This is a genomic window from Nostoc sp. ChiQUE01b (genome assembly GCF_034531255.1).
Lineage (GTDB): Bacteria > Cyanobacteriota > Cyanobacteriia > Cyanobacteriales > Nostocaceae > Nostoc.
Genome location: NZ_JAVRBM010000007.1, coordinates 95,866 through 116,420, shown reverse-complemented (window position 1 = coordinate 116,420; position 20,555 = coordinate 95,866). Strand labels below are relative to the sequence as shown.

Sequence of the window (20,555 nt, the reverse complement as noted above, 5' to 3'; positions counted from 1 at the left end):
AATTCAGAACATTTATTTGCTTGTATGCTTTAGCCCAAAATTGAGTCTGAATCAAGTTCCAACTGATGTTTGAGCAATTCTTGGTAAGTCGTTTCCCGAATCATCATCTGCTTATAAAGCATAAGCAAAAACTCTTGAGCTTGTTCACGAGACATCTGCTGCACTTGGTCAGCAAAAACTCTAAGGTTAAATTCTTGTTCTAAAGATAATGTCATGGGTTGATTCATCGCAGTGTCAATCGCCCAACTAGGCGAAAACTAAAGGGTCAATGTTGGCAATCTTGAGAAGAAGCGTTCATATCTAGCTGCCGTTAGCAGTAATACACTCATCAAGCGACCTACTGGGTATTCCCTTACTTAGCGGTGTTAACCTAAATATGAACTTCTGTTAACTAGTATAACAAAATATTTACAAAACTGAGATGATGGCATACTGTACTAATTCTCTAAAATAAGGCAACAGATGTAAGCAGGGATTGCCTTGCTGTATCTAAATTTATCAATTGCGAATTGCGTTAGCGCAGCGTTAGCGAGTCCGCGTTCGCGTAGCGTCTCGTAGAGAGCGTCATTGCGAATTGCGAATTGGTATTAATGCTTTAGTACATCCTGTGTCACTGATACCCCAAATATCCGAGTAATCATTTGTAATGAATCCTTACACTATCCTTAATCAGACCGGACTTCAGCGTGTTAGTGATGGCATGACCCGACCCCTACTAGAAAATTGCGAGACTGCCTCATATATCCTTATTTTAGTCTGGCCACAACTTGGGGATTTTGATAGTCTTGAATATGCGTGGTGGTTACAGCGCGAAGCTAAAAAATTGTCAGCTGAAAAACTCGCTATTCGTGCAGTCGGAATTGGTAATCGCGCCTCTGGAACCAGATTCTGTGAATATACAGGATTTCCACCGGAAAATTTATTTGTTGAACCTAATGGAGAACTACATCACCAACTCAAACTCTATTCAGGTCTCAATCTTCCTCTGGCTGGACTTTCCCCTGCTCAGAAAGCTTGGCTAAATCTAGTGTTAATGTGTGCAGGGTTTGGAAGTCCTGGAACCCTAAGAGAAGTTTTTCGGGGATACAGGGGAGATCGTCAAGCCCCTCAACTCATTGAAGATGATGAAATTATTCAAGGTACTCCTCTACCTGCTTTTCAAGGCTCATTTTTCCAATTAGCTGGCGGAAGTGGGTTTCAACGTCCCTTTGAATTAGCTACTCTACGGCTACGGAATATGGTGGAAGTTCTCAGCAATTGGCATACTTATGTACCTAATTCTGCCTACTTAACTCAGCGTGGTGGAACTTTTCTGTTTGATACCAAAGGCCAGTTACTTTACGAACATCGAGATCCAGGAATTCTGGGCTTTGCTGCTAATATGAGTCAGCCCCTATCATTTTTATCCTTGATCGAAACGGATGGCCAAGTGGGCATTGGGGAGCCACTGCGGTCTTCTCCCAAGGGGAGACGCCAAGGGCGATGAGGTCTCCCCAAGTGAAGCAAGTGGCGTCATTGGTATGTTCTTCCCCATGCCCCATGCCCGATTCCCCATGCCCAAAAACTCCATCCCCTTGTGGGTGGAGTTTTTCATTTGTGCGAAGTGGTCTTCCAGTAGGAAAATAGATGAAGCAGTAGTAACCATCAAGCTATATGTTTGAAATTATGGTATTAAATCATTTCTTGTTAAAAGAGCCTGCTTCGGTATCTCATCAACACTCCGAGCACATCAATCTACTTTTGTAAATCCAAAATCTGCTCTAAAAGAAGCTCTAATGGGTGTAAAAGTCATATTAATTCGTAATTGATAATGACGCTTGCGGACTCGCTAACGTAATTCGTAGTTGTAATCACTGCTTGCTCTGTACTCTCTTAATTACGAATTACGAATATAGCAAGTAAGGATAAATAAAATGTCATTTATTATGCAAACTTCTGGAACTCTTACTGGTTTAGATATCTTGGTAGTTGAGGATGATGATGATACTCGCTTTTTTATCACTACTGTTTTGGAAATGGATGGAGCAACAGTTATAGCAGTGATATCAGCAGCAGATGCACGCAATGTATTGTCCGAATTGCAACCCGATGTTTTAATTAGTGATATCGGGTTGCCTGGAGAGGATGGCTACACTTTCATCTCCAAATTCCGTGCGCTTAAACCAAATAATTGTGGACGAGTCCCGGCTATTGCTTTAACAGCCTTTGCTGATAGTGAAGCTCGTATCCGTGCTTTGGAAGCTGGCTTTGACACTCATGTATCTAAACCGATCGCTCCAGAAGAACTAGTGGAGATCGTGGCTAATTTAGTTGCTTCTTGTAATTGGTAATTATTCTTATCGGTCTTGATAATCTTCAGAAGACTTTGGATCTAACTCCCAGCGATCGCCATCACGATCCTCTAAAATATCGTTGGTATGCAGAAACTCAGAATCAGCCATTTCTAACCCCACTGCTGCTTCTAAGTCCTCAGTTACATTTTGATCGGGAGTGGAAGTACTACCCCCAACAGCTTCATCTCCAACTGCATCTGCATCTTGCCAATAAGCATCAACATCTCCACCAGTCAGTTTCGGACTAGTTTCTGTGTACTCATCTCTTTCATCTTGCATAGAGCGTCCGCCAATATTGTATCCCGGCAAGTCTTTCACACCAGTACCGTAAGATTCGGTAATCTCTTGTGGCAAATCATTACTTTTAATTTTGTCATGATGATTTTTTTCTGCCATGATACTAGCCCTTTTCTGCATTCTTACAATAACGTTTTTTTGTCAGCAATTTGTCTAACTAGAGGTGTATAGCTGATAAAATAATCTATCCCCTGAGAACGACGCTAAACTAGCGATCGCGCCATAAGATTGTAGCTATGAATTCATGGTCAAGGAACTTGTAGTTGAAGTTATGAGTGAGAAGTTATCCAACCGAAATTATTCATTAGTGAACTTCTCGCTCATAACTATTTTTTGTTCGACAAAAATAGGCAAAGAAAAATAAAATTTTAATAAGTTTAGCATTTTACCTTGGTATTCATCTTTCTAACTACATAGATGCTAAACAATCAAATACTCAAAATTATTTGAGTAACGGAGGCAGATAATTAATGATGATAAATAATTCAAACTTATTTATTCAGAGAATAATCTGTCTGTTTAACTGTGCGAGGCGATAAATATTTTTGTAGCTAGCTAAAGACTAGAGAAATAAAAACGTAATACCATCTATGACTGAACATAACAATCACTCCGGCAATAAAAAAGTTGCGATCCTTATTGAGCAAGCAGTAGAGGATGCAGAATTTACAGTTCCTTACAATGGACTAAAACAAGCGGGAATGGAGGTGGTAGTCCTTGGTTCCCGAACGAATGAAAAATATAAAGGTAAACGCGGCAAACTTAGCATACAAGCCGACGGTACCACAACGGAAGCGATCGCAGCCGAATTTGATGCAGTAGTGATTCCCGGCGGTATGGCTCCCGACAAAATGCGACGGAACCTTAATACAGTACGTTTTGTACAAGAGGCTATCCAACAAGGAAAATTAGTCGCTGCTGTTTGTCACGGGCCACAAGTTTTGATTGAAGGCGACTTACTCAAAGGCAAACAAGTCACTGGGTTTAGCGCTATTGCCAAGGATATAACTAACGCCGGTGCAAATTATTTAGATGAGCCGTTGGTAGTTGATGGCAATTTGATTACATCTCGCGAACCTGGAGACTTGGCAATTTTCACCACAGCTATTTTGAGCCGTTTGGGTTATGGTGGCAAAGATGCAGCATTGCCAAATGAGAAAGACACAACTGCTGAATGGTGGAAACTAGCTGATGCTTGGGGTGGTTCAACTAAAGGCGATATTAGCAGAGGTTTAAATATTGCCCTTACTGGTGAACGTTATTCACTCGAAGCATTTGAAAAGTACTTTGAAAAGGAATCAGATAGCGAAGTTAAATCACTCTTTCAACAAATCATTGCTAATAAGCAACGCCACATTGAAAAACTAGAAACCTATCTTCAACATTTGGGCGAGAAACCCTCTTTAGGGTCAAATATTGCCAATCAGTATGCCAAGGTAAAAACTGCCTTGACAGGAAGTGATGACATATATCAGTTACGTTCCGCTTTGGGGGATGTGCAAACGGGTATTGGCGATATTGGTAATTTGTCTGCGATGTTCACCGATCCAGTAGCAACTGCTATTTTCAAAGGAATTTACCAGGATTTAGTGAAATCTGAACAGCAATTAGTAGAGTTGTATCGAGCGCGGATAACCGCTCAGATTCAGCCTCCTAAGCCGACTACAGGGGCAGCTATATCAATGTAACCAATTCCAGAGGCGCATACCGCTTAACCTCTGATGAGTATTTGCGTTTTGGTTATTTTACTAGACGTTTGTCAAGTTTAGAAGACATCTGGTGAAATGATGTAGGCACAATTCATGAGTTGTGCCTACCAAGGATTTCAGGCAACGCAGAATTAATTTTCACTCCTATGTCTACTGTATGTAATGGAGAGATAAAAAAGTGACTTCGACATCAGGCGATAAACTTACTCCCAGTCAGGGTGAAGCTAGTGAAGTAGAGCGTTGGGCATCTCTCATCGGTGGCGGTGCTATGGTGTTGATGGGTTTAAAACAAGGTTCTTTGCGGGGAGTGTTAACAGCTTTGGCTGGTGGTGGTTTGATTTATCAAGGTGCAACTAAACAAAGTACAATCCAGCAAGCACAGGAAGCAATAGGGATAAACCAACCCATCAAAATTGAAAAGACGGTAACAATTAATAAATCGGCAGAAGAATTGTATCGTTTTTGGCACAACTTTGAAAATTTGCCCACATTTATGAAGCATCTCAAATCTGTAAGGGTGTATAACGAAAAACGTTCTCATTGGATAGCCAATGCACCCTTGGGTAACAGCGTAGAATGGGATGCAGATATTCTCGAAGACCGGGAAAATGAATTTATTTCTTGGGCTTCTGTCGAAGGTGCAGACGTTGATAATTCTGGTTTTGTCCGCTTTAAAAAAGCACCAGGCGATCGCGGCACAGAAGTAAAGATTGTCTTGGAGTATAACCCTCCAGGTGGAGGATTGGGAGCTACCATAGCTAAACTTTTTGGTGAAGAACCAGAACAGCAAATTGGTGATGAATTACGCCGCTTCAAAATGCTAATGGAAGCAGGGGAAATTGCCACCACCGAAGGTCAACCTTCTGGACGCAGCTAGTTATTAGTCCTTTGTCCTTTGTCATTTGTCCTTTGCCTAAAACAAATGACCAATGACTAATGACCAATGACTAATGACCAATGACTAAGGACTAATAACTATGAAAGCAGTTTGCTGGAACGGTGCTAATGATGTGCGGGTAGAAACGGTACCAGATCCGAAAATTCTCAACCCCCGTGATGCGATTATTAAAATTACTTCCACGGCAATTTGTGGCTCTGATCTACATATTTATGGCGGCTATATTCCCACAGTGCAACAGGGTGACATTATTGGTCACGAATTTATGGGAGAAGTCGTGGAAGTTGGCAGAGGAGTCAACAATTTAAAAATAGGCGATCGCGTTGTTGTTCCTTCGACAATTGGCTGTGGTAATTGCCATTATTGCCAACGTGATATGTGGTCGTTGTGCGATAATTCCAATCCTAATGGTTGGATTCAAGAAAAATTATTTGGTAATATCACCTCAGCCATTTATGGCTACTCTCACATGTTAGGTGGTTATGCAGGCGCACAAGCAGAATATATCCGTGTACCTTTTGCAGATGTGGGTGTTGTCAAAGTTCCCCCAGATTTGCCGGATGAGATGTTGTTATTCATTTCCGATGCTATTCCCACTGGTTACATGGGTGCAGAGTTATGCGATATTCAACCGGGTGATACTGTAGCCGTTTGGGGTTGCGGTGCTGTTGGACAATTTGCCATGATTAGCGCCTACATGATGGGAGCCGAAAAAGTGATCGCTATCGATCGCTTTCCTGAACGCCTGGAAATGGCGAAAAAGTTTGCCAAAGCAGAAGTGATTAACTACGAAGAAGTTAATGCTGGCGAAGCGTTGAAAGAGATGACTGGTGGCCGTGGTCCCGATGCTTGCATCGATGCCGTTGGTTTAGAAGCACACGGCGTTGGTTTAGAAGACTTCTACGACCAGACAAAACAAAAGCTCAGATTGGAAACTGACCGTCCCCACGTTCTGCGGGAAATGATGGTCGCCTGTCGTAAAGGCGGGACTCTTTCAATCATGGGTGTTTATGGTGGTTTTGTAGACAAAATGCCATTTGGTGCAGCCTTCAACAAGGGTCTAACCTTTAGAATGGGACAAATGCATGGACAAAAATATATGAATTTGTTATTGCAGATGATTTTGGATGGAAAACTTGATCCATCCTTTGTTGTCACCCATCAATTACCTCTAGAACAAGCACCCCACGGCTATCATATTTTTCAACAAAAAAAGGATAACTGCATCAAAGTTGTTCTTAAACCCTGAATGGTGAATAGTCATTCAGCATTTTGAATTGTACACCTAATATAATCCAATTGAGGTTTTTTATGAATCGAGTAATTTCATGGCTACGGAATATTCGCATTTCCCAAATCCTTGTAGTTTTCCTCGTAGGATTTATGTTCTTACTGGGTCAGGCTTTTAGCTACACGAACATAGCACTAGCTGATGTTAATACTCCAGAGGGTACTTATTACAAAGGAGCACCAAATGAGCAAGGTGAAATTAGAAACGATACCCAAATCAATAATACCCCAGACTCACAAAACCCAATAAAAAGCGCTGTTGATAATATCCGCGAAAAGTTAAACTTGGATGAAAAACCTCCTGAAGCGACAAGAGAGTTTTTTGATCCTAGTACAAACACAACCGGAGATAAAACTTCATCATTTAGTAAAAGTAGAGAAGGTTATTATCGCACTCCTTCTAGCAACTAACTAAAGAGATAGTAGCTAAAAGGTGAGCAAATTTTGGGTCGAGATTGTTGACTCATACATTGTTGAATAACTTTTTAGCTGTTACTGAGACGCGATAGTTATCGCGTCTCAAAATCAAGGTAAATTTAGTATTTATCTTGATATGAATGAGTCAGAAATTATCAGAGGAACAAATAATTATGAAAGCAGTTTGCTGGCATGGAGCAAACGATGTGCGGGTAGAAACAGTTCCTGATCCCAAAATTATTAACCCGCGTGATGCTATTATTAAAATTACTTCCACAGCAATTTGTGGATCTGATTTGCATATTTACAATGGCTACATTCCCTCAATGGAAAAGGGTGACATCCTTGGTCATGAATTCATGGGGGAAGTTGTAGAACTTGGAAGTGCAGTTAAAAATGTGAATATAGGCGATCGCGTCGTTGTTCCTTTCACTATATCCTGCGGTAGCTGCTTTTTCTGCAATCGAGATTTATGGTCATTGTGCGATAACTCCAACCCCAATGCTTGGTTGGTAGAAAAGCAAATGGGCCATTCACCAGCTGGTCTATTTGGCTACTCTCATTTATTCGGCGGTTATGCCGGTGGTCAAGCAGAGTATGCACGAGTGCCCTTTGCTGATGTAGGCTTGTTCAAAATTCCCGATGGTTTAACGGATGAGCAAGTACTATTTTTAACAGATATTTTTCCCACTGGCTACATGGCAGCCGAGAACTGCAACATCAAACCCGGTGATATTGTCGCCGTTTGGGGTTGTGGCCCTGTCGGACAATTCGCCATCAGAAGCGCATATATGCTAGGCGCAGAACGGGTAATCGCCTTTGACCGCATTCCCGAACGTCTACAAATGGCTAAGGAATACGGCAAAGCTGAAGTTCTCAACTACGAAGAAGTGAATATTGGCGAAGCACTTAAAGAAATGACTGGCGGTCGTGGCCCCGATGCTTGCATAGATGCAGTGGGAATGGAAGCACACGGCACAGACTTTATGGCATTCTACGACCAGGTAAAGCAAGCAGTACGTCTAGAAACAGACCGTCCGACGGCACTACGGCAAGTAATAGTGTCTGCTGCTAAAGGTGGTCACGTATCACTTGCGGGTGTGTACGGTGGCTTTTTAGATAAAATCCCGATGGGTGCTGCCATGAACAAGGGATTAACCTTCAAAATGGGACAAACGCATGTCCATAAGTATCTAAAACCTTTGCTAGAACACATCCAAAACGGTGATATCGATCCAACGTTTATAATCACTCACAGCTTACCTCTAGAACAAGCGCCCCACGGCTACGAAATTTTTAAGCACAAGAAAGATAACTGCATCAAAGTTGTACTCAAACCTTAATGGGGAGTGGGGAGCAGAGGGGTAAGGGAGCAGGGGGAGCAGGGGGAGCAGGGGAAGAAGAACTATTGATTATTACCCCATTCCCAATTCCCAATGCCCAATGCCCAATTCCCAATTCCCAATGCCCAATGCCCTATTCCCCATGCTCAAAGTTAAAACTATAAAGAGGCAAAAAATATGTCTGATACAACCGTTAGTAAAGTAGACTCTAGTCATTCTCCAAAAGGCCAACTTGGTCAAAAATATCTTGCATCTGGCAAAACTATTTCCATGCGTCTGTGGGAAAATGAACAACCGAACGAACCTAAAGAGCCAACAGCACGAGAATATGAAACTGTTGGTTATGTAATCAATGGTCGTGCCGAATTACATATTGAAGGGCAAACAATTTTACTAGAATCTGGGAGTTCTTGGATAGTACCAAAAGGAGCCAGCCACACCTATAAAATTCTAGAATCATTTACTGCTGTTGAAGCAACCAGTCCACCGGCTCAAGTTCACGGACGAGATGAAGCCTGATTTGCAATTATTTGAAATTTGGCGATCGCTAAAAACTTATAGCCGCTTTCAATAACATAAACTATAAAGCGTTCGTAGGGGAACAATATTCTTGCTCTCCTTTTTACTGTGCTTTGCAGCTTAGAAAGCATTGGAACAAATTTTTTTGCTGACTTATTTAGCGGTAGTGAGTCTACATATTGTTACAGAGAAGCAAGCTACGCACCTTGTTTGCTGTTGACGCAGCTCTCGTAAAGAAGTTCAAATCACTAAATATACTTTATTTCGTGTGGTGTTTCACTGTTTATATTCTGATACCATTTCACGAAAAATCTGATACAGATGTAACCCCTGAAAGCTTTGCTGCATCTAAGTTTTTTAATTGCGAATGGGCGAAAAAGCGAATTGTGAATTGGTATAACGATTGACACCTTAATTCTATTTTGAGAATTATAAATAATACTTATGGCATAAATCTTCTGATAGAGAGACATAACAAGATGAAATTGTATTCTATTAACAATGTCTTTTTAAAGAAAATGCTTGTAAGAAAGTATGGTTTTTTATCAATCATTTAAGTATAGATAATTACTCAATATTATTAACAAAAACAGAATGGAGTGAACAAATGAGGTTTGTCTTAAGACGTCGCAAGTTGGGTCAATTGATGGTCTTTAGCACAGTAGCAGCTACGATCGCTAATTTTGTAGAGAAAGCTGTGGCACAAACTCAAGTCAAAAAAACTACTCCAATGCTGGTAACTTCAACACCTGAAACTGTGAAAGTGACGCTGCAAGTGAACGGAACAGCACATAGTTTGCAGATTGAACCGCGTGTTACCTTACTTGATGCACTTCGGGAATATATAGGACTAATTGGTACTAAAAAAGGTTGCGATCATGGTCAGTGTGGAGCTTGCACGGTGCTGGTTGATGGGCAACGAATTAATTCCTGCCTGACATTTGCGATTATGCATACTGATGCTGCGATCGCAACTATTGAAGGGCTGGAGCAAGGAAACAATCTCCACCCAATGCAAGCTGCGTTTCTGACCCACGATGCGTTTCAGTGTGGCTACTGCACACCAGGACAGATTTGTTCGGCAGTGGGTTTGGTGAACGAGGGACACGCTAAGTCAGATGCCGATATTCGGGAACTAATGAGCGGGAATATCTGCCGTTGTGGGGCTTATCCAAATATCGTGGCTGCTGTCCGCGATGTCTTAGAGGGAAAAAAAGATGCAGCCGTTTAACTATAAAAAAGCGGGACAAGCAGAGAATGCCGTGGCTTTGGTTACTCCAGATGCCGAAGCCTCGTACTTAGCTGGTGGTACCAGCCTGATCGATTTGATGAAACTGGATGTACAAACCCCAAAACAGTTAGTTGACATTAACCCACTACCGTTAACCAAGATAGAAGTGCAGGGTAATGGCGTGCGGATTGGAGCAATGGCAAGCAATAGCGACGTTGCTTATAATCCGATAATTCGGGAGCGTTACCCAGTGCTGTCAGAGGCGTTGCTGTCTGGGGCATCACCGCAACTGCGAAACATGGCAAGTGTGGGCGGAAATTTACTGCAACGCACCCGCTGCTACTACTTCCGCGACACCGCCTTCCCCTGCAATAAGCGCGTTCCCGGTTCAGGTTGTCCGGCAATCGAGGGTTATAACCGCATCCATGCGATTCTTGGCGGTAGCGATCGCTGTATTGCCACCCATCCTTCTGATATGGCTGTGGCAATGGTGGCACTTGATGCTGTTGTGCAAACACGCGGGCCGAGAGGAGAGCGCAGTATCCCGCTTGTAGATTTTCATCTCGTACCGGGTAATACACCAGAAAGGGAGACGGTTCTAGAACATGGAGAATTAATTGTTGCCGTTGATTTACCTGCTTCAAACTTCGCAAGGCGATCGCACTATTTAAAAGTCCGCGATCGCGCCTCCTATGCCTTTGCGATGACATCGGTTGCGGCGGCATTAGATATTCAAAATGGGATTATTCGCTCGGCACGCATTGCCCTTGGTGGCGTAGGAACAAAGCCCTGGCGTGCTTTGGAAGCGGAAAAAGCACTTTTGAACAAGCCCGCAAACCAGGCAACATTTCAAGCAGCAGCATTGGCTGCGATCGCCGGTGCTAAACCTCAAAAATACAACGCCTTTAAGGTCGAACTGGCTAAACGCACAATTGTTAAGGCGCTCTTGACGGTGGGAGGAATGGTATGAATATAGGGGATACAAATATAGTTGTCGGCAAACCGTTAAATCGAGTTGATGGACGGCTCAAGGTAACTGGCAGCGCCCGCTATGCGGCTGAGTTTCCGGTAGCAAAAATGACTTATGGCGTGACAATTCAAAGTGCGATCGCCAAAGGTAAGATTGCCAAAATCGATACCAAAGCGGCGGAACAAGTACCGGGTGTGCTAGCAGTTATTACCCACCTCAACGCGCCCAAAGCTTCGGGAGAAAAGGGCGAGGGTCATAAGCTGCAAGTCCTGCAAGATAACGTTATCCTGTATAGCGGTCAGCATATTGGTGTTGTGGTTGCCGATACCTTTGAACGAGCGATGTATGCTGCCTCCCTCGTGCAAGTTCGGTATGACGAAGAGAAACCAACCATCAATATGCAAAACAACCTCGCTAAGGCATACTTACCTAAAGGTAAATTGCCTGGAGAGGAACCGCCCGATTCAGCGCACGGCAATGTCAGCCAAGGACTAGCGGCGGCGGCTGTCCGCGTCGAGCAAACCTATACCACCCCAGTAGAAAATCACAATCCGATGGAGCCTCATGCCACAACAGCAGTTTGGCAAGGCGATCAACTGCTGCTGTATGACGCAACTCAGGGAATCTTTTCGGCTCAAAAAAAAGTTGCGACGGTATTAGGAATTGAGCCAGAGAAAGTTCGCATTATGTCTTACTTTGTTGGCGGTGGCTTCGGTTGCAAAGGGTCGGTTTGGTCGCACGTACCGCTAGCGGCGATCGCAGCACGGCAGGTAAATCGCCCAGTGAAATTAGTTCTGGGACGGATACAGATGTATGGGCCTGTCGGCTTCCGACCTGAGACAATTCAACAGGTTTCTCTAGGTGCAACCCGTGATGGCAAATTGACCGCTCTGCGACACGCCGGGACTTCCCAGACTTCAACTTTCGATGAATTTATCGAACCTGTTGGTAAAAGCGCCCGCATGATTTACGCTTGCCCGAATATCGAAACCAGCCACCGTCTGGTTAAACTTGATGAGGGTACACCAACCTATATGCGGGCCCCAGGCGAAGCTTCCGGGTCGTTTGCCCTAGAATCGGCAATGGACGAACTAGCTTATGCGCTCAACATCGATCCAGTGGAACTGCGTTTGCGTAACTATGCTGAAGTCGATCCCAGCAAAGGAATACCTTGGTCGAGCAAGTCACTTAGAGAATGTTACAAATTAGGGGCAGAAAAGTTTGGCTGGCAGAAGCGCAATCCCAAGCCCCGTTCGATGCGAGACGGTAATTATTTAATTGGTTGGGGTATGGCGACAGCTACTTATCCTACCAACCGTTCCCCAGCATCAGCGATCGCTCAAATTATGGCAGATGGTACAGCCGTGGTGCGAAGCGGTTCCCAAGATATTGGTACGGGAACTTATACTGTCATGACTCAAGTCGCAGCTGAGGCACTCGGTTTACCAGTTAACAAAGTCCGGTTTGAACTAGGCGATACCAAGATGCCAGAAACACCCGTTTCTGGTGGTTCGCAAACCGCCGCCAGTGTAAGTTCAGCCGTGCATTTAGCAGGAAATCAAGCACGCAGTCAGCTTTTGCAACTAGCACTTGCCGATCAAAAATCGCCGCTTTATAGTTCCAAGGCTGAGGATGTGATTGCTGAAAATGGCAGCTTTTTCTTAAAAAATAAATCCTCCGCCAGCGAAACTTATCAGGCAATCTTGACACGGCATGGAAAGAAAATGATCGAAGCGCGTGCAGATGCCAAACCTGGAGACGAAAAAAAGAAGTTCTCAATGCACGCATTTGGAGCGCAGTTTGCCGAAGTGCGCGTTGAGCCTGATTTGGGTGAAGTGCGAGTAACGCGCTGGGTGGGGACTTTTGGCGTGGGACGCATCCTCAACGCGAAAACAGCCAACAGTCAGCTGATCGGTGGGATTGTCTACGGTATCGGCATGGCACTGATGGAACATACGCTAACAGACCCGAACCGAGGACGCGTTGTCAACCATGATTTAGCTGAGTATCACGTCCCAGTGAATGCAGATGTTCCTGATATTCAGGTGTTGTTTGTGGATGAACACGATCCACATATCAACCCGCTTGGTGTCAAAGGAATTGGGGAAATTGGGATTACCGGCACTGCGGCGGCGATCGCTAACGCTGTCTATCATGCCACGGGTAAGCGTGTCCGCGATTTGCCAATTACATTAGACAAACTTTTGTAGACATAGCGTAGGCGTAGCCAGCCGTAGGCATCGCCGAAACAATGAAACCGCCAATTTCTAAACTCAATTAAGTTGATTAACTGGCGATCGCAACTGGCTTTTTCCGGGAAGGACGCTTGCGGTCTGATTTTTTCTTCAATCCCACAGCTTGAGCTTGATCGCTATCTGAACCATATTGCCCGCGCACAACTTCTTTCATGGCTAATACAGCATTATGAAATTCCCATTCTGCTAATCGCGCAGCATCAGCAGCAGCACGGTATAAAGCTAGTTTTTCGGTTTCAGTTTGTTGAGAAATCACCATTGCCTGATAAACTTCTTGTAACTTTGCAGCTGAGGCATCAGCGCGAGTCGTATTGTAGGTGCTGACAGTTTGCAAACCGTGGAATGAGTCAATATCTTGACTAATGGTTTGAGGGCGCAAACGGCGTGTTCTATCTTGGATAGTCATAGATGTATACAGTGGTATAGTGTACATTAAATGTACCCATTGCAACCAAAAATCTATCAGTAAGATAAAGTTTTAAACCAATTTGCAATTCGCAATTACGTTTTGTGACGGTGATTTTACCCCGACACAAAACGTGCTGCCTGTAGAGGCAGGGGAATTAAACCCCAAAAAAACTTTGTTAAACAAAGGGTAAGCATTATGAATGCATCGACTTGCTTTGTGAATGCATCAACTTGCTTTGTGAATGCATCAACTTGCTTTGTGAATGCATCAACTTGCATTATGAATGCATTGACTTGCATTGTGAATGCATCGGCTTGCATTATGAATGCATCGGCTTACATTGTGAATGCATCTTATGGAATAAGTCTCAAAACACACCTTAGTTAGAGTCTTTATGCCAAATTGCCATGCTACTATTCGGCTCATTCCTATTGTTGTTTGTAGGAGACAATTATGGAAATCAGTAGACGCAGCTTGTTAAAAACTGCTTCGGCTTCAGGATTAGTGGCAGCAGGACTTGCAGTTTCGGAAGGATTTTTGCAGCCGCTCCTCGCCCAAACAGAACCCGTTGATGAAAAGACTCAACTGCTAGCCCAAAGTTCAACCACTCCAACTCGACGCGGCGAAATGTTGTATCGCACCCTCGGACGTACCAAAGAACAAGTATCTGTAATTGGCTTGGGTGGGTTTCACATTGGAAAAATTGAAGAGGAGCAAGAAAGTATTAAGCTGATCCGCAGTGCCATTGATCGCGGCATTAACTTTATGGATAACTCTTGGGATTATCACAATGGACGTAGCCATCGGTGGATGGGAAATGCTCTTAAGAATGGTTATCGCCAAAAAGTCTTTTTAATGACGAAAATCGATGGTCGCACTAAAAGTGCCGCCAAGATGCAGATTGATGAATCGCTCAAAGATTTACAAGTTGATCATATTGATTTAATACAGCATCATGAAATACTCCGCTTTGAAGACCCCGATCGCGTCTTTGCTCCTGGTGGCTCAATGGAGGCAGTCGTTGAAGCACAGAAAGCAGGTAAAATTCGCTATATCGGCTTCACAGGACACAAGAATCCCCAGATTCATCTTCAGATGCTAGAAACTGCCACACAAAATGGTTTCCGCTTCGACACCGTGCAGATGCCCTTGAATGTCATGGATGCCCATTTTAGAAGTTTTGAACGCCAAGTTTTACCTATGTTAGTGAAAAACAACATTGGTGTGCTGGCAATGAAAACAATCGGCGAGTCTTACATTCTTAGAAGTAACACAGTCAGTGCGATCGATTGTTTGCATTACGCCATGAATTTGCCAACATCAGTTGTAATTACAGGCATCGATAGCATGGGAATTTTAGACCAGGCGTTTGAGGCAGTCCGCACGTTTAAGCCAATGGATCAAGCACGAGTTACAGCACTGTTAGCGCGTACCCGTGAAGCAGCAGCGAAAGGGCAGTATGAACGATATAAGACCACAACCCAAAATGACAGTACAGCAATGAATCCAGCTTGGTTGGGATAAATATTAATACGTTTAACTATTTTTTCATGCAAACAGCGATGTCTACGACAGGCTACGCCTACGCAATTTTGTAGGTGTGAGTTATACCAATTCGCAATTCGCAATTCGCAATTCGCAATTGAGAAATTTAGATGCAGCAAGGCTTTCCCAGCTTACATCTGTTGCCTTATTTTAGAGAATTGGTGTTACCTGGATTTGATGCGTTACGCAAATCCTCTCAAAATCAATTTTTGTGTCGCTTGAATTGATGCATTTTAACAAAAAGCCAGAGAATTCACTGCTATCTAAAGTATTTATTGCTGTTAAGTCTATCGATTGGAAGATGTATTTATCCTCAAAACTCCCATGATGTGAAGGAAGGGTAGAAGCAAGTTGACTTCGACACACTTCCTGCCCTAAAAGTATCAAAAATTCCTAAAGTTAAGACATCATCTAGAACATCATTATGAAACGCATTGCGTATTTAGGACTCGGCATCATGGGCAGTGGTATGGCAACAAACTTGCTCAAAGCTGGTTACGATCTAAGGGTTTGGAATCGCAGCCTAGAGTCTTGTAAGCCTCTGGTTGAACAAGGTGCAACACAAGCACAAACACCAGCACAAGCCGTAGAGAATGCCGAGGCGATTATGTATTCGCTCTCGAATGACAAGGCGGTTGAAGAGGTTGTCTTTGGGCAAGATGGCATTTTATCGAACGTGCAATCGGGACAAATTGCGATCGACATGAGTACAGTTCATCCTGACACCTCCCGCAAACAAGCCGCAGCTTATGCCGAAAAGCAGGTCGAATTTCTTGATGCTCCCGTTTTCGGCAGTAAAAACGAATCCGCAGCTGGGGGATTGTGGATTGTTGTTGGTGGCAAGCAGGAAATATTCGAGCAAGTCAAACCAATTTTAGAGCCGTTGAGCGAAACGATCCATTATCTGGGCGGCACTGGCAAAGGCGCATCGATGAAACTTATCGGTAACTCAATTGTGGCAACCCAAATCGAAGCGTTAGGGGAAGCGATGATTCTGGCAACTAAAGCCGGACTGAATCCACAAGATGTTCTTGATGTGCTGCATGTGGTAGATTTCCGCTCTCCAATTTTTGACGGTATGGGCAAGATGCTGGTGAACCGTGATTTTTCGCCAAGTTTTGCCCTGAAGCACATGCTGAAAGATGCGAATTTGATTGCTCAATTTGCCCAAGATTTAAATTCTCCAACACCTGCTGCGGCAATTGTCAGAGAAACCATTAAAACAGCAGTTAATCAAGGGTGGGGAGAAGAAAATGCATCAGCATTAATCAAAGCTTTGGAGTTAGAAGCAGGAGTAACCGTTAAATCATAACTGCAAATTCTTGAATAAAACTTGGAGATGATTATGGCTGAATTAACAAATTTACGAGTTGCAGTTTTAGCAACTGATGGGTTTGAAGAGGCTGAACTCACAGAACCCATAAAGACACCTGGGTGGATCGAGAAGTTGTACTAGATGGAAACTGGTTGACGACTTGTCACCCAGATGATATCCCTGCATTCAATCGGGAAATGTTAAATCTATTTGCCCAATTTGCACCGACGCATCTGCTTCGTGATTTCAGCATTAGTGGTCGTTATTTAATTGTGCGATCGCGCTTATTTTTCATTCAACGTTTCAAAATATAGCTTTATCCAAGGAGAACAATTATGTCCAACTTCAAAATATATTCTACTGGTATAGTGGCGATCGCCTTATCTCTGGCAACTGGTTGCACACCAACTACGCCCCATGACCAACCTACATCGGAAGTTCCATCTGCTCAATCTGTGCGAACGACAGAAAGTCCATCACCAACTGCATCACCAACTGCATCCCCAACTGCATCCCCAACTGCATCACCAACTACACCAGGGCAAAATAACCTCAGTTCTTCAGACAGACAGTTTATCAATGAAGCTGCTCAAGGTGGTTTAGCAGAAGTCAAATTAGCAAAACTAGCATTAAAACGTGGAACTAGCAATGCGGTAAAACAGTTTGCACAGCGCATGGTTGACGATCACACCCAGGTGAACAAGCAACTTAAACAGTTGGCGACTGAAAAAGGTGTAACGCTGCCAACTAGTCTCAACAGCACAAATAAGCAAGTCCTGCAACGCTTATCCAAACTTTCTGGTGCTACCTTTGACCGCGAATATTTGAATCAGATGCTTGAAGATCATCAAAATGATGTCTCCGCATTTCAAACTGAAGCTGAAGGGGGACAAGATCCAGACGTGAAAGCATTTGCAGCTCAAACGCTACCAACCCTCCAACAACACCTGCAACAGGTTAGTTCCCTTATTAATCCTGGAAGTTCAACTAGCACCCCAACTCCAACTAGCACCTCCACTCCAACTAGTACCTCGACTCCAACTAGTACTCCGTAATATCATGTCCGGGTAATTGGTTACAAAGTGTAGCTTTGGCGAATTAATTACACAACGTCATTGCGAATGGAACGCTTGCAATGACTGTAAATGTTTTTGTCCAACTACTTATTAGCATAAGACTTACGCAAAACATAACGAAAGTAGCGGTAATTCATGAATTACCGCTACGCAATAATCAGGTTTTCGGGCACATCTTGCGTAAGTCCTGTAGCATTGTCAGGCGACACAATGGCATTGTTAGGCAACACAATGGCATTGTCAGGCAACACAATGGCATTGTCAGGCAACACAATGGCATTGTTAGGCAACACAATGGCATTGTTAGGCAACACAATGGCATTGTCAGGCAACACAATGGCATTGTCAGGCGACACAATGGCATTGTAGGGATTCCTAAATTGAATTTGCTACGAATTGCCGTACTAAATCCAAAATTTAATCATTAAGAATTAAGAAACCACGATGCCTAAATTGTTTAAAGGAAAAATTTCTCGTCGTCATATCTTGACGACTGCTGGGTTAGGAGCCATTTCAGCTGCCACAATTGGTAGTATAGGCGAAGAGGTTGCTGCCCAGCAGCCAACTGGACAAGCTACTCCACGCGGAGGCCCGTTACCGCCTCAGATTCAATTTCCGCCCATCTCAGAAAAAACTGAGGTTGACACAGGAGGGCCACCAACTGCATTACCTCCAGAGCGACGCTTAGGATTTGCGATCGTTGGACTTGGCAGACTGACATTAGAAGAAATCATGCCTGCGTTTGCAGAATGTAAACTAGCAAAGCCAACTGCATTAGTTAGTGGTGATGCTGCTAAAGCAAATCTTGTTGCCCAGCAGTATGGCATTAAACCGCAAAATGTCTACAACTATCAGAATTACGACAATCTCCGCAACAATCCAGACGTTGATGTGATTTATATTGTACTGCCTAACAGTATGCATCGGGAATATACGGTGCGTGGTGCGAAAGCCAGAAAGCATATTCTGTGTGAAAAGCCAATGGCAACCACAGTCGAAGATGCTCAACAGATGATCGATGCGTGTAAACAAGCCGATCGCAAGCTGATGATTGCTTATCGCTGCCAATATGAGCCGCACCATCGCGCCATGATTGGGATGATCCGTAGCAAAGAATTGGGAACTGTAAAGGTGATTCAGGCAGATAACGGACAAAACCAGGGAGGTGACTTAAATCAGTGGCGATTGAAACGCGCTTTAGCTGGAGGTGGCTCTTTACCGGATGTCGGAATTTATTGCTTGAATGCAACTCGCTATTTAACGGGAGAGGAACCGATCGCAATTAGCGCCCAAATCTTCAGCACTCCTGGCGATCCTCGCTTCAAAGAAGTTGAAGAAAGTGTCACCTTCCAGCTGCGGTTTCCCAGTGGGATACTAGGAATTTGCTCCACTAGCTACGGCTTCCACGAAGCGCGTCGGTTTCGTGTCTTCGGTTCTGATGCTTGGGGACAAATCGATCCGGGATTTTCTTACAACGGTTTACGGATGATGATTTCGCGCAAATCGCCAACCAATAGCATGGCAGAAAACGTTAGCGAAGTGCGGATAGGTGAGAAAAACCAATTTGCCTTGGAAATCGATCACATGGCAGATTGTGTGATTCAAAACAAGCAACCCCATACCCCTGGTGAAGAAGGTTTGCAAGACCAAAAACTAATTGCGTTGATTTACGAAGCGGCACAAACAGGCAAAACGATCGCTCTACCTCGTGTGTCAGGATTGGATGTTACTCGTGGCCCTGCTCCTCGAATGCTAAAGTGATACGTGCATACCACATACTGTCTTCATATGAACGAATTACAAGCAATTTTAGAAGGCTTCGAGTCAAGTCAAAAAAGTGGTGAAATAACTTTTCTTGCGACTGTAGTTAAGACTCAAGGTTCAACCTATCGCCGATCGGGTGCTAAAATGCTGATCACAAATACAGGTCAGACGATCGGAACAATCAGTGCTGGTTGCTTGGAGAACGATGTATTTGAGCATACTCAACAACGAATGTCAGACGGCGAACCAATTGTTGTTACTTACGATAGCACCGCCTCTGAGGATATTCTTTGGGGCTTTGGTTTAGGGTGCAATGGGACAGTGCAAGTTCTCATCGAACGCCTTGAGAGAGAAAGCACACCAAATGCGATCGCTTTTATACAGGAGTGTTTTCATCAAAAACATTTGGGTATTATTGCCACAGTCTTTGGCTTTGAAGGCGCAGTCAAGGTCAAACTTGGGTCGCGCCTGCTGCTGTATCCAAATGGTAAAATTATCACTGACATCAAAGAGCCAAATTTAATTCAATCTCTGCTTGCAGATAGTCAAGCAGCCTTTGCTAATCAAAAGTCAAGGGTAAACAACTATCAGTTACCTTTAGGCAGTGCCGAAGTTTTCATCGAAGTCATCCAACCACCCACAGCTTTAATCATATTTGGTGCAGGTTATGATGCTGTACCCGTAGCCCAGTTTGCTCAAGCATTAGGTTGGGACGTTACTATAGTCGATTGTCGAGCTAATGAGGCTACTAGAGCGCGATTTCCGATACTTTGTGATGTTATTCTTAGTCGGCGAGAAATTGTACATAAACAGGTATTTATAAATGCCCACACAGTTGCTGTAGTGATGACGCATAATTACCTTGACGACCGAGAAATTTTGCAAATGTTGCTGCCATCTCCTACACCTTACATAGGGGTTTTAGGCCCAAAGCTGCGTACTGAAAGATTGCTTGAAGATTTACATCTGCAAGGAATAGATTATACTACCGAACAATTAAAAAGATTGCATGGTCCAATTGGTATTGACATTGGAGCAGATACACCTGAAGAAATAGCGATCGCGATTATTGCAGAAATTCAAGCAGTGCTAACAAACCGCAATGGTAATTTTTTAAGAAATCGCAATCAACCGATTCACCAATCTTATGAAAGCAACTCAAACTTGCTACTTACCATATAGTT

General features: G+C 43.6%; 21 protein-coding genes. 18 read left to right on the top strand and 3 right to left on the bottom strand.

All coding sequences use genetic code 11. From position 1 onward, the window contains the following. Positions 1–29: 29 nt before the first annotated feature. Positions 30–227: an NblA/ycf18 family protein gene (locus tag RMY63_RS07270; RefSeq protein WP_322728062.1), complete on the bottom strand. Its 198-nt coding sequence runs from the start codon at positions 225–227 to the stop codon at positions 30–32. A 419-nt stretch (positions 228–646) separates the two neighbouring features. On the opposite strand from RMY63_RS07270, the gene RMY63_RS07265 reads away from it, so the two are divergent. Continuing rightward, positions 647–1,486, top strand: coding sequence for a peroxiredoxin-like family protein (locus RMY63_RS07265; RefSeq protein ID WP_322728061.1), 840 nt, complete (start codon positions 647–649; stop codon positions 1,484–1,486). A 439-nt stretch (positions 1,487–1,925) separates the two neighbouring features. Then, the gene (locus tag RMY63_RS07260) at positions 1,926–2,330 is read left to right on the top strand and encodes a response regulator (protein ID WP_416212492.1); all 405 of its coding nucleotides are present in this window, start codon (positions 1,926–1,928) and stop codon (positions 2,328–2,330) included. Between the two features lie 6 nt (positions 2,331–2,336). Here the strand turns inward: RMY63_RS07260 and RMY63_RS07255 are convergent, their stop codons facing one another. After that, complete coding sequence (locus RMY63_RS07255; RefSeq protein ID WP_322728059.1) at positions 2,337–2,729, bottom strand: DUF6335 family protein; 393 nt, start codon at positions 2,727–2,729, stop codon at positions 2,337–2,339. Between the two features lie 491 nt (positions 2,730–3,220). On the opposite strand from RMY63_RS07255, the gene RMY63_RS07250 reads away from it, so the two are divergent. The 9 genes from RMY63_RS07250 to RMY63_RS07210 all read left to right on the top strand — a co-directional run bounded on the left by RMY63_RS07250 (position 3,221) and on the right by RMY63_RS07210 (position 13,217). Further along, a complete protein-coding gene (locus RMY63_RS07250; RefSeq protein ID WP_322728058.1) occupies positions 3,221–4,318 on the top strand; it encodes a DJ-1/PfpI/YhbO family deglycase/protease in 1,098 nt (365 codons plus the stop codon). A 199-nt stretch (positions 4,319–4,517) separates the two neighbouring features. Then, positions 4,518–5,216 (top strand): SRPBCC family protein, encoded by a 699-nt coding sequence (locus tag RMY63_RS07245; protein ID WP_322728057.1) that lies wholly within the window; start codon positions 4,518–4,520, stop codon positions 5,214–5,216. Between the two features lie 100 nt (positions 5,217–5,316). Further along, positions 5,317–6,486: a zinc-dependent alcohol dehydrogenase gene (locus RMY63_RS07240; protein WP_322728056.1), complete on the top strand. Its 1,170-nt coding sequence runs from the start codon at positions 5,317–5,319 to the stop codon at positions 6,484–6,486. A gap of 62 nt (positions 6,487–6,548) precedes the next feature. After that, the gene (locus tag RMY63_RS07235; protein WP_322728055.1) at positions 6,549–6,938 is read left to right on the top strand and encodes a hypothetical protein; all 390 of its coding nucleotides are present in this window, start codon (positions 6,549–6,551) and stop codon (positions 6,936–6,938) included. A gap of 179 nt (positions 6,939–7,117) precedes the next feature. After that, a complete protein-coding gene (locus RMY63_RS07230) occupies positions 7,118–8,287 on the top strand; it encodes a zinc-dependent alcohol dehydrogenase (RefSeq protein WP_322728054.1) in 1,170 nt (389 codons plus the stop codon). Between the two features lie 177 nt (positions 8,288–8,464). Continuing rightward, the gene (locus tag RMY63_RS07225) at positions 8,465–8,806 is read left to right on the top strand and encodes a cupin domain-containing protein (RefSeq protein ID WP_322728053.1); all 342 of its coding nucleotides are present in this window, start codon (positions 8,465–8,467) and stop codon (positions 8,804–8,806) included. Between the two features lie 607 nt (positions 8,807–9,413). Then, complete coding sequence (locus tag RMY63_RS07220) at positions 9,414–10,037, top strand: (2Fe-2S)-binding protein (protein WP_322728052.1); 624 nt, start codon at positions 9,414–9,416, stop codon at positions 10,035–10,037. After that, entirely contained in the window at positions 10,024–11,007 is a 984-nt protein-coding gene (locus RMY63_RS07215; RefSeq protein WP_322728051.1) for a xanthine dehydrogenase family protein subunit M, read from the top strand. The genes RMY63_RS07220 and RMY63_RS07215 overlap by 14 nt, the downstream gene beginning before the upstream one ends. Further along, complete coding sequence (locus RMY63_RS07210) at positions 11,004–13,217, top strand: xanthine dehydrogenase family protein molybdopterin-binding subunit (RefSeq protein WP_322728050.1); 2,214 nt, start codon at positions 11,004–11,006, stop codon at positions 13,215–13,217. The genes RMY63_RS07215 and RMY63_RS07210 overlap by 4 nt, the downstream gene beginning before the upstream one ends. 76 nt (positions 13,218–13,293) lie before the next feature. On the opposite strand, the gene RMY63_RS07205 is transcribed toward RMY63_RS07210, so the two are convergent. Continuing rightward, a complete protein-coding gene (locus RMY63_RS07205; RefSeq protein ID WP_322728049.1) occupies positions 13,294–13,668 on the bottom strand; it encodes a hypothetical protein in 375 nt (124 codons plus the stop codon). Positions 13,669–14,124: 456 nt separating this feature from the next. Here RMY63_RS07205 and RMY63_RS07200 point away from each other — a divergent pair, with 456 nt between their 5' ends. The 7 genes from RMY63_RS07200 to RMY63_RS07170 all read left to right on the top strand — a co-directional run bounded on the left by RMY63_RS07200 (position 14,125) and on the right by RMY63_RS07170 (position 20,553). Then, complete coding sequence (locus RMY63_RS07200) at positions 14,125–15,195, top strand: aldo/keto reductase (protein ID WP_322728048.1); 1,071 nt, start codon at positions 14,125–14,127, stop codon at positions 15,193–15,195. Positions 15,196–15,640: 445 nt separating this feature from the next. Continuing rightward, on the top strand, positions 15,641–16,528 hold the full coding sequence (locus RMY63_RS07195) for an NAD(P)-dependent oxidoreductase (protein WP_322728047.1): 888 nt from the start codon (positions 15,641–15,643) through the stop codon (positions 16,526–16,528). A gap of 122 nt (positions 16,529–16,650) precedes the next feature. After that, a complete protein-coding gene (locus tag RMY63_RS07190) occupies positions 16,651–16,845 on the top strand; it encodes a hypothetical protein (protein WP_322728046.1) in 195 nt (64 codons plus the stop codon). Between the two features lie 21 nt (positions 16,846–16,866). Further along, complete coding sequence (locus RMY63_RS07185; RefSeq protein ID WP_322728045.1) at positions 16,867–17,586, top strand: DUF4142 domain-containing protein; 720 nt, start codon at positions 16,867–16,869, stop codon at positions 17,584–17,586. A gap of 156 nt (positions 17,587–17,742) precedes the next feature. Then, positions 17,743–17,976, top strand: a complete 234-nt coding sequence (locus RMY63_RS07180; protein WP_322728044.1) for a hypothetical protein — start codon at positions 17,743–17,745, stop codon at positions 17,974–17,976. Positions 17,977–18,051: 75 nt separating this feature from the next. Next, on the top strand, positions 18,052–19,368 hold the full coding sequence (locus tag RMY63_RS07175) for a Gfo/Idh/MocA family oxidoreductase (protein WP_322728043.1): 1,317 nt from the start codon (positions 18,052–18,054) through the stop codon (positions 19,366–19,368). Between the two features lie 27 nt (positions 19,369–19,395). After that, positions 19,396–20,553: an XdhC family protein gene (locus RMY63_RS07170; RefSeq protein ID WP_322728042.1), complete on the top strand. Its 1,158-nt coding sequence runs from the start codon at positions 19,396–19,398 to the stop codon at positions 20,551–20,553. The last annotated feature ends 2 nt before the right edge of the window (positions 20,554–20,555 follow it).